The following is a 16,180-nucleotide window of genomic DNA, read 5'->3' as shown; positions in this document are numbered from 1 at the left end:
GATGAGTACAGAAATAGCTACATTGGGCGAGTTTGGTTTGATTAAACATCTTACCGATTCACTCAGTTTAAATAATGAATCAAGCCTTTATGGAGTAGGAGACGACGCTGCTGTCCTCTCCTACCCCGATAAGCGCGTGCTTGTAACTACAGACATGCTTATGGAAGGTGTGCATTTCGACCTGGTTTACACACCTCTAAAGCATTTAGGTTATAAATCAGCCATCGTTAATTTCTCGGATATATGTGCCATGAATGGCACACCAAGACAAATTACCGTTTCCATTGCTCTGTCGAAACGATTCCATGTAGAAGACCTTGACGAATTTTATGATGGGCTTCGCTTGGCTTGCCAGCAATACAATGTAGACATCATAGGTGGAGACACCACTTCTTCCCTCACCGGATTAGCCATTTCTATCACATGCATTGGCGATGCCGAGGCCGAAAAGGTTGTCTACCGCAACGGAGCTAAAGAGACAAACCTTATTTGTGTAAGCGGAGATTTGGGTGCTGCCTATATGGGATTACAATTGTTAGAGCGAGAAAAAGCTGTTTTCAAAGGAGAACAGGATGTTCAACCCGATTTTACAGGAAAAGAGTATCTGCTTGAGCGCCAACTTAAACCCGAAGCGCGTTATGACATTATTAAGGAACTTGCCAAGCACAACATCCTCCCTACTTCCATGATTGACATATCCGACGGTCTCTCTTCTGAACTGTTACACATTTGCACGCAAAGCAAAGTTGGTTGCCGTGTGTATGAAGAGCATATTCCTATTGATTACCAAACAGCTGTTATGGCCGAGGAATTCAATATGAACCTCACCACCTGCGCCCTTAATGGAGGTGAAGATTATGAATTGCTTTTTACTGTTCCCTTAACAAGTCACGAACAAGTACAACAAATAGAGGGCGTAAAAGTTATCGGGCATATTACCAAAGAGGACTTGGGTTGCGCTCTTATCTCGCGTGACGGACAAGAGTTTGAACTCAAAGCACAAGGCTGGAACCCTCTGCAAGAAAAAAAAGATTAGTTACTTAGAAGAAACTCTTTTGAATTTCAAAAAGTTTCTCTATTTTTGCACTTGCAAACGGTTAAGGTATCATAGCTCAGTTGGTAGAGCAAAGGACTGAAAATCCTTGTGTCCCCGGTTCGATTCCTGGTGATACCACTCCTTTAAGAGTAGAAAAACAAAGTATATCCTTGAAATACAATATATTTCAAGGATATTTTTTTTTGAAAATCCCAAAAACTATTATCTTTGCCACCCTATGCTAAAAACAAAGAAGGATTTGGTGAAGTAAATAACCTTTGGCGTTCTGTCAAGGTTATCCCTTAATTTATACTCAGGCATATTCTTGCCCGGGTTATTTTCATATATACATATTACAACAAATAACGACATGTGATAGGTGCTTACCTCCTACCTCAGTGTCAAAACAATAATATATAAACATCATGAGTAATAATAATAATTCAGTTCACTCTATCCATGAATTCGACTTCAATCTTATTTGCGAATACTTCGCCAATGTAGAACGCCAAGGGCCTGGAAGCCCCGAAACAACGATCAAAGCATTAAGCTTTATTGATAATCTCACGGAAGAATCTCGCATTGCCGATCTGGGTTGTGGAACAGGTGGACAAACGATGGTATTGGCTCAACATGTTCCGGGAAAAGTTACCGGACTCGATTTGTTTCCTGATTTCATCCACATCTTCAATCGCAATGCAGAACAGTTAGGTCTGCAAGATCGAGTAAAAGGTTTAGTTGGATCAATGGACAATCTTCCTTTTGAAAAAGAATCTTTAGACCTAATCTGGTCGGAAGGCGCTATCTACAATATCGGCTTCGAACGGGGTCTAAATGAGTGGAAACAGTATCTAAAACAGGGTGGTTACATTGCCGCATCCGAAGCATCATGGTTTACTGATGAGCGTCCTGATGAGATTACCGATTTCTGGATGGCAAATTATCCTGAGATAGATACCATTCCAAACAAGGTTGCTCAGTTGCAAAAGGCAGGATATGTACCTGTTGCCACATTTATCATTCCCGAGAATTGTTGGACAGAGCATTTCTACAAGCCATGTAGTGTAGCACAAGAAAATTTCTTAAAGAAGTATGCAGGTAACCCAACGGCAGAGAAACTCATTGCCGGGCAACGCTATGAAGAGAGCTTGTATCACAAATACAAAGCCTTTTATGGTTATGCGTTCTATATCGGAAAGAAAATTTAATAAGTAAATAACAAAGGCGTATTCAAAATTGATACGCCTTTGTTTTAGTCTTCCTACACCTCCGCCCTAAACGCCACCACAGGAACTCCTTCTGTTGAAAACAGATTCCCGATACTGTCGTCATCAAAACAATAACTGATATTTACTTTAGTGGCAGATTGTAATTCGTTAGCCGATATCACTAATTTATCTCCTTCTATCTTGCCGCTAACTACTTTCCAGTCGCCATTATCTACTGATATTTTGAGTCCTTCTATCTTATTGCCACGGATTTGCAGTCCCTTTTATAATGTTTCACATGTGGGGCTTTTACACAAATTGACAGGGGAATTTTTGTTATGAATAAAGGGTTATATTGTTAAGAGGCTATCCCAACCCATTCAGGACAGCCTCTGTAGCCTTGATTTATATAAGAGCTTAATTGCCCCTCTCCGCCCCTTCTTTAAAATCAAACCAGTCGAAATCCGCCGGATTTGTACTTGCTTTACCATTTCCTGAGGCATACATGCCAATGAATACACCGGTAAAACCACCTATCTTTTCGTTCGATACATCTTTAGTGGTGGCTGTACCTACCAACTTTGCATCTTTTCCTTCTTTATACGCCCAAAATTTGTATTCTGAAGCAGTAGCAGTAATTTGCAATACAATCTCCCCATTGGGAATCTCTTTATAATTTACTTCGGCTACTCTATCCTGTAAATACTTGCGGAGCATAACAACCCTCTTACCGTGATAACGGGTAATGAGCAGATCGTAGTGGTTTTTATCATCGGCCCTGACTATCAGTCCGGCCTCTTCGTTATCGGTTACAGGTGTGAAGTCTACCTTCGCTGAGGCAGTTATATCAAAAGCTGTTTGCCTTCTGCCTACAAAAGCAGGCGAATCGTTCTGGCTGAAATTCAGTTCCGAACCGTTGAGGCGCAAATAGCCAGGCCTTTCGGTAAGCGACCAGTCTTTCGCATAGGGATTTCTGAGGAAGTTCCAATACAGTTTTAATTCGGTACTGTTGAAATGATCCCGGGTAGGGTCTTTTTCCCACACATGCAAGGGGAGGTTGGGCTTGGGAAACTCTTCTCTTACAATGCCGTCGGTACCTACTTTGGGCCACCCATTGGCATCCCAAGTGATGGGTGCCAGAAATGTTTCGCGTCCCAAATGCTGGAATTTTCCGTTTTTCGGACGTATTCCCAAACAAACTGCCCACCAGCTACCATCTTTCAGTTGCACCAAATCGGCATGTCCTATAGCATGGAAAGGATGTTCACGAACATTCATATTGGAGAGCACCGGGTTCGTTGGGCTTGGCTCATAAGGCCCCCAAGGCGATTTACTACGCTGTATCACTTCGCGATGCTCGTATCCCGTTCCGCCTTCGGCAGACATAATGTAGTAGTAATCACCTACTTTATAGAAGTGAGGTCCTTCGGGTGAGGAGCCACCCAATCCGGATGCCACTTTACGCAACGGTTCGATGAATTTTCCGGTTTCTAAATCTATCGTACCCAGTAGAAAGTTGCCTGCATTGTCGGGGCTGAGGTAGTAAACTTTATCATCGATGAAATCGAGTGAGGGGTCAACATACCACTCTCCTATCCAGATGGGGTCCGACCAAGGACCGGCAGGGTCTTTGGCGCTTACATAAGAGATTCCGCGTGAGCCTTCGCCACCGTAGTTAGTACCGATAATATAAAAGGTGCCATCGTGATATCGAAGCGTAGGAGCATACTGCCCACCCCAAGATGCCTTAGCTCCTTTCAAAGGGTTGCTTTTGGGCGTAGTCAGTGCATGACCAATCATCTTCCAGTTTACCAAGTCTTTACTGTGATAAATGGGTAGTCCGGGAAAGTACTCGAAAGTAGAGGTTACCAAATAGAAGTCATCACCCACCCTGCAAATACTGGGGTCGGGATTCATACCGGTAATAATGGGGTTTTTAAAGGTAACTTGCGCAAAGAGTGCACAATTGGTTACAAAAACAAAACAAGCTAATAGCGTTACAATTCTTTTCATTATCTGAATGTATAAGATGGTTGAGAAATATGTTCTAATTCCGACAAAGATAAAAAGAAGTAATCGTCAAAGGCTTAAGTTTTGTTTCACAAGAGGGAGAAAAAATGGCTAACGGGCAACAAATTTGTTATCAATAAAGAGCGAAGATGTTAAAAGGGCTATACCTGTGCCACGCTACTGGCAAAGTTGTGCCAACGCGTTGGCACTATTGTGCATCAACGGTGGCACGACAGTGCCAACGCGTTGGCACAACTTACCACTGCATGAATAAAAAAGCTAAAGAAAGATAGCTTACCAATTATACAATTCTATGTATGCGTCGAATTCTTGAGGATGAGACACGCCACAACTTTTAAGTATATCCAAAACGCTTCTTTGTTCGGATGGAGAGAGTAGACGTTCTCCTTTACGAACCCTATAGTAGGTTCTCCGACCAAAATGAGCTGATAATTGGGCAATAACCATTCGCATTTGTTTGTAGGGTAGATGCTCTATCATTTTAATAAAGCCTTGAGCAAAACGCACTTTGGCAGATGAATGATAAAGTGGGCAAGCACCTTTAAGCGAAGCCAAATATTTAGGCATGACGACGGAGCATCTTTGAATGTGGTCTGGTATGCTTCTTTCTACAAGTTGTCTTAAACAAGTGTCTGCTTGGAGACATTCCTGATTAAGGCATATTGTATAGTTATGGGGTGCTTGGGTGTAATCGATTTCTGTTTTCATTTCATTGGTTTTTGTGGGTTATTAAACGCGAGTTTCGCGTTAAATTAATGCTTCGTATTTTTGTTTTGATAATTATTTAATTGATTTTAGTTATTTCCTTGCTTGCAATGCGCATCGCAAGGGTGAATTTTATCTGTTTCTTGCTTGCAATGTGGGTTTATTGTTACAATCACTTCCAATCGTCGGGGATATCGGCGAAATTCGTCATGTTTTCGCATCCGTCGAAGCAGTTGGTCTTGGTAACACCTGCGAACGTACAATTCCACAGGGCTGGGGGGACGCCTGCATAGCCGCTTTGGAGGTTGCTGCCTACGTTATAGAAGCAATTCGAGAAGCCTATCGTCCTGCTGGCGAAGTACGTGGTCAAATCTGTACCTTCGGGCCAGAAGATGTAGGGGTTTGCCTTGGCGGCGGTGCAGCCATAGAAGCAGCCGGCGAAGCTCGTGACATCATCCAGCCCGTGGAAGAGCCCGTTGGGTATTTCTTTCAGGGCGGTGCAGCTGTAGAAGCACATGTTGAAGCTTGTGGCGGTCTTATTCTTTGCAAACAGATCTGCCGGGATGGTTTCGAGCTTCTTGCATTCGGAGAATAAATAGAAAAAATCGTCGGCGTTCATCTTCAGCATGGGCGTATCCATGGATTTCAGCATGGCGCCGATGTCTGCGCCGACGGAGAGGTCCCATTTGGGCATCTGCACGGCGGTTGACGCTGCGGTGCTGGTCAGGTTCACCGTGTATGTGCCTGCCGCAGCGTAGGTGTGCGCCGTGGTGGTTACTTCCGCATTGGTTCTGGGGTCGATTGTGCTTATGGTGCCGTCTCCCCAGTTCACCGTCAGGGTGTAATCGCCGGAGGTGCCGGTGAATGGTAGTGTAATCTCCTTGTTTGTTTCGTCGGCCACTACGGTAAACGCCATTGTTTTGTCGGCCTCGGTCATGGTGGCTTCGGCGATGTACATTTTTGCTGCGCCGAACTTGCCGCTCTTCAGTATGGCGGTGTAATCCGTGCCGCCGGCGGTGGCGGTTATGGTGATGGGGCCTGTTGCAACGTCGGGCAGCACGGGTTGGGCTACGTAGATGGTGAATTCTTCGCCGGTATTGTAAGAGATATCGCTGATTTTGATGGTTGTACCGATGCTGGGGTTCGTCCACTCGCCGGTGGCGAAGGTGTACTTGGCACTGCTCACCAATCCGGGGGCAGTGAGGGTGATGTTGCTGATGAATGCCTTGTCGAAGGCTGGGTTTTTGAGCGTCAACTCGAGCATAGCTGTTTTGTTCTCGAAGTTGAAGTCCAAATCTTTCCACTCCTTGATGTTGCCCGAGGTGTTGTCTACCGTTGCTCCCATGAAGTGGGAGCTGACTCCTGTTCCGTCTTGCAAGTAGAAGGCGGCTAGATAGGTCTTTACGTCGGCATATGTAACACTCCCACCATAATAGCATGCATGGATGGCTTTTGTGGGCACGTCGCCTGCGGGCAGGTTTTGGCAGGTGAATGCTCCGCTGGTTTTTCCTGCGTCATTAGGGTCGAGCGCGAATTCATACAGGGCGGATGCGGCGCCTTCGTAGTGGATGCTGAAGGTGTCGCCCTCCTTCCAGAGCACTTGGGTCGATGTTTCGCCTACGTTGAAGTCCACTCGTGTGTCTGCCTTTTGGTTGATGCCTGCGGTGATGGTTACCGGTTTGCCTGCGAGGGCTTCGGTGTTGTCGTCTTGGGTGCACGCTGCCATGCTGATGGCGAGGGCGGCGGCTAATAAGATTTTTGCTTTCATATACTGTTGGTTATTGGTTTTTTCACCGCAGAGTACGCGGAGTTTCGCGGAGTTTTTAGTTGCGATGCCGCATGGTACTTGAAACTCTGCGCAACTCTGCGTCACTCTGCGGTAAAATCCATTGGTTTACGCTTTATTGTCTGGGTTAATATTGTTTATTACTTCGCCTGCGGCGGGGTTTTGGACGTAGATGCCCCAATCTTCGTTGGGCAGGCCCTGGATGCTGGCGGCGATGATGCCTTCGCTTTCGAGTTTAATTACTTCGATGGCGGGGGTTTGATAATTTGCTTTCATTATTATATGGGTTAAAGTGAATATTTGGGGTTATGGTTACAATCCTTTCCATTCGTTGGGGATTATGGCGTAATTCGTCATGTTCGAGCAGCCGGTGAAGCAGTTGTTGCTGTCTTTTTTCGTGGCCATATAGTTCCACAAGGCTGGCGCGGTGCCTGCATCGCCGTCGGTGATGGCGCTGCCCACGTTTCCGAAGCAATAGTCGAAAACTATCTCCTTGCCGGCGAAGCGTGTGCTCATTTCTGTGGTCTCATTGCAGAAGATATCAGGATTTACCTTGGCGGAGGTGCAGCCATAGAAGCAATGCTGGAAGTTCATGGCATCCTCCAGCCCGTGGAAGAGCCCGGCGGGTATTTCTTTCAGGGCAGTGCACTCGTAGAAGCAGCCGGTGAATATTGTGGCACCCGTGTTCTTGGCAAACAGGGCTGGGTGGATGCTTTCGAGGCGCATGCCCGCGTAGAGCATATCAGAAAGATCGGTGCCGGCCATCCTCAACATGGGCGTATCCATCGATTTCAGCATGGCTTTGTTGGCTGCAGTGATGGGGAGGTACCAATCGGGCATTTGATCTTCTGTAGACGGCGCGCTGCTGATTAGGGTGATGGTGTAGGTGCCCGGGGTAGTGTAGATATGCTTGGTGGTGGCGTCTTCCTTAAGCGTGCCTGCGCCAATTGTGCCCATGTTGCCGTCTCCCCAGAACACCGTCAGGATGTACGAGCCGGTGGTGGTGTAGAATGGCAGTGTAAACTCTTTATCTGTTTCGTCGGCCACTACGGTGAACTTCATTATTTTGTCAACCTCGGTCATATTTGTCTCGGCGATGTACATCTTTGCTGCACCGAACTTGCCGCTCTCCAGTGTGGCGGTGTATTCTACCTCGCCGCAGGTGGCGTTTATGGTGATGATGCCTGTTGCTTCGCCAAGCGGCGGTTGGGCAATGCGGATGATGGGGTACCCATCCTTGTCGGCAAGGCTACTTGCTTCGATTTCGATGGTTGCGTTCTTAACTACGCTTGTCCAGCCACCTCCGTCGAAGGTGTAATAAGCCATTTCAACTAGTCCTTCGGCTGATATGCTGATGTTTTCTAAGGTTTTATCTTTAATATCTGCGTTTTTGAGCGTTATTTCGAGGATGGCGGTTTTGTTTTCGAAGGCGAAGTTCAACGCGCCCCAGTTGGTGAACTCGGGGGTGGTGTTATCTACCGTTGCTACCATGAGGTGGCAGTTGGTTGCGGTGCCGTCCTGCGAGTCGAAGCCAGTGTTAATACCCGGCGTGTTTACGGGGAGTGAGGAGTTTCCGTAATACACGGCGTGGATGTTTGCTTCGGGCACGGCTATGTCGCCCAGGCTATAGTTATTGAATGTTCCGCTGGTGGTTCCTGCGCCGCCGACGAGGGTGAAGATGTGCAAGTTCGAATTCTCGTCGTCCGCGTAGCAGATGGTGAATTTATCGTCCTCCGCCCACAATACTTTGGTGGCATCCTCGCCTACTTCAAAGTTTATGCGCGTGTCTGCCTGCTGTTTGATACCTGCGGTGATGGTTACTGGTTTTCCTGTGGGGATGTTTGGTGTTTCTTCGCGGGTGCACGCTGCCATTGTAAAGACAATGAGAGCGGCAATGTAGCTTTTTAGTTTCATTTTTATTTATTTAATTGATACACTCGGAAAATAAATCTTCATCGAGATTCTATTAGTAAAACAAATGTATAGAAAAAAAATGATTAAACATTACTGGAGGCTGGTTTATTGGGTTGCACCCGACGTTTTGTTGCAAAAAAGGGGGAGTATTGTTAACCCCTTTTCAATATTCCTTACGAATTGTTGATAAACAGAGTTTTTTTTGCGAATATTGTACCTGTTAACCATACAAAATTCTATGAAACGTACAATTATCCGCTTAAAGCGTGCCGCACAGTATTTACGCGAAAGCCAACAAACTGTTTCCGAAATAGCATATCAAACAGGATTTAGTAATCCCAAGTATTTCAGAAAGTATTTCAAGGAAGAGTTTGGCGTTTTACCTTCCGAATATCAGGAGAAAGAGGGCAAGAGTTAGAAACAGCCAAATAAGGAGGTGATGCATAGGCAAAGTCAGGAAATAGTGTAAAACAATTTGCTCTGCTTTAATAATTCGTTATATTTGTCTGTTCAAAACAGCAATATGGATATTATTATACATAACATGATTCTGCACCTACCATGCTTTGTCTCCATATACTGGGCAGCGCTTCTGTTGTTGAATAAAAAAAGTAATAACAGACCCCAGAATATATGGATGGTACTCATGTTCGTCTTGAGTGCCTGCACATTTGTATGGATCATGCTTTTCGGTGGTATTGATAATTATAAACTTTATTACAAGCTAGATATAGTTGACATAACCCTGACATTATTTATATTTCCACTTCTCTATCTTTATTTTTGGGCATTGAACACCCAAAAAGCATTAACCTGGAAGCAATATATATGGTTTCTGCCCGGGCTTATTCTCGGAGGTATTTCTGCCTTCCTTTATTTGCGTATGGGCGAAGAGCAGTCCATCAAATATATACAAACAGTTATTGAAAATCAGGACACTTACCAGTTTGTACCGGGAACACCTCAATGGTTGCTTTACTTAGTGAGTCTACAAATATACTACGTCGTTTTTTTCATACAAATAATAGCTGTATTATCTCTTTCTACATTAAATGTTATCCGGTACAGAAAAGGGGTTCAAAACTTCTTTTCCAACTTAGAAGGAAAATCCATTGAAAACAACCGTGCAGTATTGATTGGGCTTTTTATTTTTCTGTTCATCGGGCTTGTAGCTGCTTTTCTATGGGGAGCGTCTCCCGAAGTCTATTACTCGTCCAAATATGTACTTATGAGTCTAACGGGCGTATGCATCTTCTACATGGGGTATCATGTGTACAAAACCAAGCCTATTTCCCAGCACCTTCTCCATACAGAAGGGAAGCTACCCACAGAAGAAGACGAGCCCCTTGAAGAGGTCAACGAGGCCCATAGAAATAAAATGCTTCCACTATTCAATCGATTGATTGACGAAGAAAAAAAGTTTCTTCACTCCACCCTTACCTTAGACGATATTGCCTTCGAACTTAAGACGAACCGCACCTATGTTTCGCGCATTATCAATGAAGAGTTCCAGTGCAATTTTTACGAATTTATTAATCGCAAACGCGTTGAATTCGCTAAAGAATTGATGATGGAAAACCCACATCTTACCCAAGAACAGATAGCCGAAATGTCAGGTTTTACTCATGCCTCCACCTTCAGTCGCACGTTCAAAAAACAAACAGGCTTGACATTCCGCCAATGGAAAAATCGTTAATTTAACAAGCTAAAACCTTCTTTTTTTTACGCAGTGCTAAGTTTCTTTACGCAGTGCTAAATACTTTTACGTAGTGCTAACAAATACACGTTTAGTGCTGACGCCACATCTGTTTTGTATCTTTAATTTTGTGAGAATTTTTAAAAGAACAAATACATATGAGGAATTTAACCAGTAAACAAACCTATCAGCAACCTCGAATAGAGGTGATTGAAGTGCAAAACGAAGCCAGTGTAATGACTGGAAGTAACACACTGCCCGACGTTGGAGACGGAGGAGGTATCTTTCAAAGTAGCAGCTCCGGAGCTACACACACCGGAACCAAACACCAGCAAGCAAGCTCATTGCAAGAGATGGAAGATATGCTGAACGATCTATTAACTTTCTAAACAACCTTACGATGAAAAAGAATAAATTATTTACCCATGCACTGGCCATAATAGCCATAGCAACAACAGTGGCATGTACAAACGATGACGTACTAAACCAACAGCCACAAACCCCCAATACCAAAGCAACCATTACAGCAACCATGCCAGCACCGGCCGATACACGCATGAGCGTTACCGACACCGGAGTATTTGGAGCCGAAAAGCTGGAACTAAGATGGGAAGTAGGCGACGAAATATTTGTGCGCGCAGAATACGGCAACGCCATAAAAGCAACCTACAAAATTGAAGCCGCCACTGATATTACCAACGAGGGCAAAACAGCAAACTTCACAGCGGTAGGCGATGTAAGTGGAGTGAGCGTTACAAACGGGAAAATATACTTTGCCGATATAAATCTTGGTAGTGAAGTCATTGTGCCCACCTACCAATCAGCTAACGACACCCAGCCCTTTGGCACCCAAAAGCTACCCATGATAGCCAAAGGCATTACCATCGAAAACGGCGTATGCCCCAGCCCCATCGCCTTCGAGCACATGGCGTATGTACTCAAGTTTACGTTTAGAGTAGAAAAGCCCTTGGTAGATGTAGCCCCGCAGAAGGTTATGCTGACAGCAGGAAGCACGTGCTTCTCGCAGTCCGTTACTACTCAAAAAAATAGTGCCGAGTTCGCATTAACCGACTACAGCTTCCCGGCAGGAAGTACAAACACCTTCGATGTATATATCCCCTTGTTTCCGGTAGCAAATAAACCGTTGGGGGGGATACTAGTGGCTTTAGAAGAAGAAGCTACTTTTAGAGGGCAATTCAATGCAACAACCAATAGCACCACCGCACCATTCCAGGCAGGGCTGATGTACACAGCCAGAATACAATTTGATAACTTTGGCGATGGCACAATCATAACATACGATGTATTTGATGATGAGGTTGCCAACCTTGGAGAACCTGACGATATTGAAGACTACGTCGGCGATGGTTTAACAGCAGAAACAGCCTACGAAATAAGCTCGGCCCGACAACTGAGAAAGCTAATATTAGAAGTAAGAACCGAGCCCGGAAAATCCTACGACGGCAAATACTTTAAGCTAACCAAAGACATACACGTAACAGCCAGCATGTGGACATCAGTGGGCATTACTGGCATTCCCCCTAGGACTTACCCATTCAGCGGAAACTTCGATGGAAACGGACATGTTATTACCGGAGTATTAAACTGCTATAACAATAAGAGTGGTTTCTTTGGGCAAATCGGCAGCGAGACCGGCAGCGTTGTAATTAAAAACCTAACCATTGCAGCCAATGTAGAGAGCAAAGAGCCAGTCATAGGCGCAATAATAGGCAACATAACAATGGAAAGCGGCGAAGGCCAACCCATAACAATTAGCAACTGTCACTTTACAGGCAATTTAACCGGAGACAACTCATTAGGAGGCATAGTAGGATCATCCAGTATAGAGAACGATGCTACAGGCACACTAACCATTGAAAACTGTACAACCCGCGGCACAATTACCGGTACAGGTACGGCTGAATACTTAGGTGGCATAGTTGGCCAATTAGTAGGAAAAGGCATCGTAAACAACTGCACAAACTACGCCAAAATAACCGGCGAGAATGGCATTGGAGGCATTGCAGGAAACATTGACGGCCAAAATGAAACTAAGATAACCGCATGCACAAACTGGGGAAGCATCGACGGTACTCGAGATATAGGCGGCATTATAGGCTACGAAGATATTGCCCAAGAAGTTAGCGGTAACGCAAACTACGGCACAATAGGAAACACCAACGCCAGCATAGTAGGAGGCATAGCAGGTTTTGCCGATGACAAAGCTGCATACATCAATAACCACAACTACTCGCCAAACATATACGGCAGTAGCTATGTTGGCGGCATTTGGGGATATGCCGAAGGCAACGACGACGGCGACAACACAACCGTAGACATCCCCCAACCCTAACCCCAAGCAACCTTTATTATCAACTAATCATATTAACCATTTTTTTACAATTGTATTTATGAACAAAAAATCAATTTACCTGCCACCCTGCATTGAAGTAATAACAATGCACAACGAAGGCGTGATGGCAGCAAGTGCAGGCCTCGACGGGATGGACGGCACAGACTTCATCAACAACGCAGCCGGCGCACAGTCGGGAAGTATCACATCGAGTGGAAACGCAGCCACAAAAGGCGCAAACTCCATGCAAGACCTCGAAGACATGTTGAACGATTTATTCACTACCACAAAATGAAAAAAATAGCACTACTTACCGCAGGCATAGCAGCCATCATGATGACAGCGTGCCAAAAAGACGACAACGTATTGGAACAACAAAATACGTTCACCGTAACAGCAACCATACCACAAAAGGCGGACACCAGAGTGGCACTTACAGAAGTAGCCGGCGACCCACTATCGAGCCTCAAAGTTACATGGGCAGAGGGCGATGCGATTATGGATGAAAACGGCGACTTGTACCGCCTCGACACCGGTGCAGGAACAACAAGTGGTACATTCATCTTCGAATCTGAACCCACCGAAGGTACCAAGTTTACTTACGGCGAGTGGCATAGGAGCCAAGCTCAAGATCCTAGCGACACTATGAGCGACTTGAGCGCTGTTCATGTAATGGCAGGCACGTACAATACCACAACCCAAAGCATCGCCTTCGAGCATCAAACGTCCGTGATGCGCATTGCACTCTCGGGCCTCCTGAAGAGCAGTAGCCTCGTAAGACTTTATATAGAATATGGTGAGGAATATATCAATCTCAACCTCAATGATTATAATAACAGCACTACGGACGAAGGAACATTCGTAGCATGGGCTTCCATAGCTCCTACAGCGTTAGATGGTATAACTGAACTCACCTTTAAGTTAGAATACTTGGATACCAGCACCCCCCAAATCTACACCCACACCTTCAGCAGCGCCCTCGTAGGCGACAATGTGAAAGGCAAACTACTGCACTGCAACATCAACATGAATGCAGCAGCAGAAAAAGCAAGGGAAGACTTCTTAGCTTGGTATAATGGCAGTAGGAATACTGATTTTACGCTTACCAGCGACATCACTCTTCAGTCGGGCGATATAACAAGCGTGCAAGATTTGGACGAAAGCATAACCTTCGATGGCGGGGGACATACGATAAAGGGGTTGGAACTAACAAAAAATTACAATCCAGTAGGACTGTTTAACACAAACTATGGTACCATAAAGAATGTAATTGTGCAGGGCGCTAAACTGAACGGTGGTTCTGTCGGTGTCATTGCGGCAACTAACAGCAGTGTTATTATAGGTTGCCAGACAATTGATTGCGAATTAACAAGTAGTAATGGTTATATCGGCGGTATTGCCAACAATAACAGAGGAACTATTGTGGCTTGTTATGAGAGTGGTAGTACAATTGACGGAAGTACGGCTGGCGGTATTGTCGGCTATCATAACACTGGAACCATTTTGGCTTGCTATGCCCAGCCGGCAACAGTAACCGGCGACTATTCGGGCGCCGTCGTGGGAGTAAATACTAGTGGCACCACCACTGCATGCTACTGGCAACACGCTACCTTATCGAAGGGCGTTGGCTCTGGTACCGACACCACCACAAAAAGCAATTACGCCGATTGCTACGCTACTATGAACACCGCCTTGGCTAGCAGTGCTGCGGCTGGCGTTGTAAGCTGGGGTACTACAGGTTTGGTTTATGCTGACTAATTGCTGTTGATAAACGACAACGACAACAGCACAGCAATTCCCCGAATCTCCCCTACAGAATATCGAAATGGCTGCGAGTTTATCACTCGCAGCCATTTCTTTTTATTTATGAATCGTTTGTTGGGCGGTTTTACTTCACTTCTTCAGAATTGAGCATATATGAGTAAAAGAATGTTTTATTGTGTCACAAACACCCTCCAGCTACCATCTTTCTCTCCACGCTCCACATACTTCTTGGAAATCAGCTGATCCAATAATTTCTGAATAGCCGTCACGCTGATGCCCGTTTCCTCTTTCATGTCCGCAAGCGTCAAAATTGGCTGTGTCCGCATAGCGTTCAGAATTTTTGTGTAACTGGGCGTCCGGAATGCAATCCGTTCCCCATCATACCACCACACATTCTCATTCCTCTCGCTCACAAACAGCACATCATTATACACTTCTGTAGACACTAGGTCATTGAAATATTTCATGAAAGGACGGATATTCTTGATATCTGCATGGGCACCATCGGTAGGCACAGGACCAACGTCAATATCACTCTGATGTAAAGCTTCCAAATATTCACTTTTTTTGCGACTACGAACCACAATCATCGGATAATCGTGGCGAGTTAGGATGTAGTTCATCATCAGTCGGGCAATACGACCGTTGCCGTCCTCGAAAGGATGAATGCGTATATAACGATAGTGAAACAGTGCAGCCAACTCTACCGGTGAAAGTTTCCCCTCTTGTTCTGCCGCATTATACCAGTCCACCAAATCTCCCATCAACCCTGGAGTCTCCTCGGGTGAGGCGTACTCGAATCTGTCTCCATATCGTGTAATAACACTGTTAGGTCGTGTCTTATACTGTCCGGCATGAATCACGTAACTTGTCTGTATACCACTAGGTAAATCACGGTATACTGTGTAATCCTCTCGTAGTATGGTCTTATGCAGTGTCCGGATAAAATTCTGCGTCAATGGTATTCCTTTCATTGTAGCTTCTTCTGTCATCATTCGTAAGCCTACGTTACTTGCAGTCATTTCTTGTACATCACGCACATCCGCCTCTCCAATTACCTTACCAAAAAGTAGCAAGATTTCTGTCTGGCCATAAGTTAATGTGTTGCCCTCAATATGGTTACTGTTGTAGTTGAAATCTACAGTAAAGCGGCGACTAAGCCTTTCTCTATCTTTCTCTGACAGTGGCTGCAAATTTTCCCATGCAGTCAGTGCCTTCTTTATATTAAGATACCTCATACGGATTTATAATTAACAACGAACAGTACAAAGATAGAAAAAAACACCTAAAAGGTTGTATTATTACAACCCTTTAGGTGTTTTTACGTCTTACATTTTATTTAATAAGGTTTTACCTTACTTGACTTCTTCAAAATTGAGCGTATATGAATATCAGCCAGTTATATTTATATGGTACAAATACGATACTAATATAGGGTATAGAAATCATCGGTTAGATAGTCGTTTTTAGTTGTTCTTGTTCATTTTGAATCGCTGTTCATTGTCGATGAACACGCAAAGGTAGTGAACAGTTTTGAATTGGAATAGCGGTCATAGATAGATTTTCAAACAGATAATACACTCCATACATCATATTACGAGAAGTTCGCCGACGGAACTGTGAAATGTATCGACGAGGAGATACCGTTTGAGATACCTGAGAGTTGGGAGTGGTGTAGATTGGGAAA

General features: G+C 44.8%; 14 protein-coding genes, 1 tRNA gene and 1 pseudogene. 9 read left to right on the top strand and 7 right to left on the bottom strand.

Going from position 1 to position 16,180, the window contains the following annotated elements; genetic code table 11:
• Position 1: 1 nt before the first annotated feature.
• From thiL to D0T50_RS05555, 3 genes are all read left to right on the top strand, one after another.
• Positions 2-1,036 (top strand): thiamine-phosphate kinase, encoded by a 1,035-nt coding sequence (thiL, locus tag D0T50_RS05565; RefSeq protein ID WP_163222525.1) that lies wholly within the window; start codon positions 2-4, stop codon positions 1,034-1,036.
• A gap of 65 nt (positions 1,037-1,101) precedes the next feature.
• A tRNA-Phe gene (locus D0T50_RS05560) sits at positions 1,102-1,174 on the top strand.
• Positions 1,175-1,461: 287 nt separating this feature from the next.
• Positions 1,462-2,244, top strand: coding sequence for a class I SAM-dependent methyltransferase (locus D0T50_RS05555; RefSeq protein WP_163222524.1), 783 nt, complete (start codon positions 1,462-1,464; stop codon positions 2,242-2,244).
• Between the two features lie 417 nt (positions 2,245-2,661).
• On the opposite strand, the gene D0T50_RS05550 is transcribed toward D0T50_RS05555, so the two are convergent.
• The 5 genes from D0T50_RS05550 to D0T50_RS05530 form a co-directional block, all read right to left on the bottom strand.
• Positions 2,662-4,257 carry a glycoside hydrolase family 43 protein gene (locus tag D0T50_RS05550; protein ID WP_163222523.1) on the bottom strand — a complete coding sequence of 532 codons (1,596 nt, stop codon included), beginning with the start codon at positions 4,255-4,257 and terminating at the stop codon, positions 2,662-2,664.
• Positions 4,258-4,548: 291 nt separating this feature from the next.
• The gene (locus D0T50_RS05545) at positions 4,549-4,983 is read right to left on the bottom strand and encodes a DUF6078 family protein (protein ID WP_163222522.1); all 435 of its coding nucleotides are present in this window, start codon (positions 4,981-4,983) and stop codon (positions 4,549-4,551) included.
• A gap of 169 nt (positions 4,984-5,152) precedes the next feature.
• Positions 5,153-6,748: a fimbrillin family protein gene (locus D0T50_RS05540; protein ID WP_163222521.1), complete on the bottom strand. Its 1,596-nt coding sequence runs from the start codon at positions 6,746-6,748 to the stop codon at positions 5,153-5,155.
• Between the two features lie 126 nt (positions 6,749-6,874).
• Positions 6,875-7,042, bottom strand: a complete 168-nt coding sequence (locus D0T50_RS05535) for a hypothetical protein (RefSeq protein ID WP_163222520.1) — start codon at positions 7,040-7,042, stop codon at positions 6,875-6,877.
• A gap of 36 nt (positions 7,043-7,078) precedes the next feature.
• Positions 7,079-8,680: a hypothetical protein gene (locus tag D0T50_RS05530; RefSeq protein WP_163222519.1), complete on the bottom strand. Its 1,602-nt coding sequence runs from the start codon at positions 8,678-8,680 to the stop codon at positions 7,079-7,081.
• A 250-nt stretch (positions 8,681-8,930) separates the two neighbouring features.
• Between D0T50_RS05530 and D0T50_RS05525 the strand changes: the two are divergent.
• From D0T50_RS05525 to D0T50_RS05500, 6 genes and pseudogenes are all read left to right on the top strand, one after another.
• Positions 8,931-9,098, top strand: a pseudogene (locus tag D0T50_RS05525) (helix-turn-helix domain-containing protein); the annotation flags it as partial.
• Positions 9,099-9,203: 105 nt separating this feature from the next.
• Positions 9,204-10,376 (top strand): AraC family transcriptional regulator, encoded by a 1,173-nt coding sequence (locus D0T50_RS05520; RefSeq protein ID WP_163222517.1) that lies wholly within the window; start codon positions 9,204-9,206, stop codon positions 10,374-10,376.
• Between the two features lie 158 nt (positions 10,377-10,534).
• Positions 10,535-10,765 carry a hypothetical protein gene (locus D0T50_RS05515; RefSeq protein ID WP_163222516.1) on the top strand — a complete coding sequence of 77 codons (231 nt, stop codon included), beginning with the start codon at positions 10,535-10,537 and terminating at the stop codon, positions 10,763-10,765.
• Between the two features lie 11 nt (positions 10,766-10,776).
• Positions 10,777-12,729, top strand: a complete 1,953-nt coding sequence (locus tag D0T50_RS05510; protein ID WP_163222515.1) for a hypothetical protein — start codon at positions 10,777-10,779, stop codon at positions 12,727-12,729.
• 58 nt (positions 12,730-12,787) lie between these two features.
• Complete coding sequence (locus tag D0T50_RS05505) at positions 12,788-13,024, top strand: hypothetical protein (protein WP_163222514.1); 237 nt, start codon at positions 12,788-12,790, stop codon at positions 13,022-13,024.
• Positions 13,021-14,487 carry a hypothetical protein gene (locus D0T50_RS05500; RefSeq protein ID WP_163222513.1) on the top strand — a complete coding sequence of 489 codons (1,467 nt, stop codon included), beginning with the start codon at positions 13,021-13,023 and terminating at the stop codon, positions 14,485-14,487. Before D0T50_RS05505 ends, D0T50_RS05500 begins: the two co-directional genes overlap by 4 nt.
• Positions 14,488-14,663: 176 nt before the next feature.
• Here D0T50_RS05500 and D0T50_RS05495 read toward each other — a convergent pair whose 3' ends face one another.
• Positions 14,664-15,731: a Fic family protein gene (locus tag D0T50_RS05495; protein WP_163222512.1), complete on the bottom strand. Its 1,068-nt coding sequence runs from the start codon at positions 15,729-15,731 to the stop codon at positions 14,664-14,666.
• A 259-nt stretch (positions 15,732-15,990) separates the two neighbouring features.
• Positions 15,991-16,180 (bottom strand): hypothetical protein (locus D0T50_RS13620; RefSeq protein ID WP_203558191.1); only part of this gene is annotated, 190 nt, incomplete at its 5' end.

This window comes from Bacteroides sp. 214 (genome assembly GCF_010501015.1).
Taxonomy (GTDB): domain Bacteria; phylum Bacteroidota; class Bacteroidia; order Bacteroidales; family Bacteroidaceae; genus Bacteroides.
The sequence above is the reverse complement of the archived record's forward strand: the minus strand, read 5'-3'. Positions and strand labels throughout refer to the sequence as shown.

What these genes read in the sequence shown, in the direction of transcription:
- D0T50_RS05510 (WP_163222515.1), top strand. Translation starts at nt 10,777, where the DNA reads ATGAAAAAGAATAAATTATTTACCCATGCACTGGCCATAATAGCCATA.
- D0T50_RS05505 (WP_163222514.1), top strand. Translation starts at nt 12,788, where the DNA reads ATGAACAAAAAATCAATTTACCTGCCACCCTGCATTGAAGTAATAACA.
- D0T50_RS05535 (WP_163222520.1), bottom strand. Translation starts at nt 7,042, where the DNA reads ATGAAAGCAAATTATCAAACCCCCGCCATCGAAGTAATTAAACTCGAA.
- D0T50_RS05495 (WP_163222512.1), bottom strand. Translation starts at nt 15,731, where the DNA reads ATGAGGTATCTTAATATAAAGAAGGCACTGACTGCATGGGAAAATTTG.
- D0T50_RS05545 (WP_163222522.1), bottom strand. Translation starts at nt 4,983, where the DNA reads ATGAAAACAGAAATCGATTACACCCAAGCACCCCATAACTATACAATA.
- D0T50_RS05500 (WP_163222513.1), top strand. Translation starts at nt 13,021, where the DNA reads ATGAAAAAAATAGCACTACTTACCGCAGGCATAGCAGCCATCATGATG.
- D0T50_RS05520 (WP_163222517.1), top strand. Translation starts at nt 9,204, where the DNA reads ATGGATATTATTATACATAACATGATTCTGCACCTACCATGCTTTGTC.
- thiL (WP_163222525.1), top strand. Translation starts at nt 2, where the DNA reads ATGAGTACAGAAATAGCTACATTGGGCGAGTTTGGTTTGATTAAACAT.
- D0T50_RS05540 (WP_163222521.1), bottom strand. Translation starts at nt 6,748, where the DNA reads ATGAAAGCAAAAATCTTATTAGCCGCCGCCCTCGCCATCAGCATGGCA.
- D0T50_RS05550 (WP_163222523.1), bottom strand. Translation starts at nt 4,257, where the DNA reads ATGAAAAGAATTGTAACGCTATTAGCTTGTTTTGTTTTTGTAACCAAT.
- D0T50_RS05555 (WP_163222524.1), top strand. Translation starts at nt 1,462, where the DNA reads ATGAGTAATAATAATAATTCAGTTCACTCTATCCATGAATTCGACTTC.
- D0T50_RS05530 (WP_163222519.1), bottom strand. Translation starts at nt 8,680, where the DNA reads ATGAAACTAAAAAGCTACATTGCCGCTCTCATTGTCTTTACAATGGCA.
- D0T50_RS05515 (WP_163222516.1), top strand. Translation starts at nt 10,535, where the DNA reads ATGAGGAATTTAACCAGTAAACAAACCTATCAGCAACCTCGAATAGAG.